Below are 380 nucleotides of genomic sequence, written 5' to 3'. Positions count from 1 at the left end.
TGATGGTCGCCAACCACATCGCCGCGAAGAAGAAGGCGATGGCCTGCATCAAGCAATTCGCCGAGGGCGACTTCGACGCCCCGATGGAACAGCTGCCCGGCAAAAAGGCGGTCATCAATGACACGCTCGAGCTGCTGCGCACGAACTTCAAGGCGATCATCGGCCAGATCCAGCGCCTGATCGACGCCTCCACCGCGGGGCGGTTGAGCGAGCGCGGCGATGCTGCCCGCTTCACGGGCGATTTCGGGCACATGATCGGCGGCATCAACGGGAGGCTCGATGCGATCCTGCTGCCGATCGGCGAGGGCAATCGCGTCCTCGACCTCGTCAGCACCGGCTCGCTGCTGGAGCGCGTCGAGATCGACTGCGAAGGCGATCAT

At 64.5% G+C, this 380-nt stretch carries 1 protein-coding gene; it reads left to right on the top strand.

Translation table 11 applies throughout. The features are described from left to right. A partial coding sequence (locus CVH10_RS18175) for a hypothetical protein (protein WP_219924788.1) occupies positions 1–380 on the top strand: 380 nt, incomplete at both ends.

The sequence above is a fragment of the Halomonas sp. ND22Bw genome (assembly GCF_003011945.1).
In the GTDB taxonomy this organism is placed as follows: domain Bacteria; phylum Pseudomonadota; class Gammaproteobacteria; order Pseudomonadales; family Halomonadaceae; genus Halomonas; species Halomonas halophila.
The sequence above is the reverse complement of the archived record's forward strand: the minus strand, read 5'-3'. Positions and strand labels throughout refer to the sequence as shown.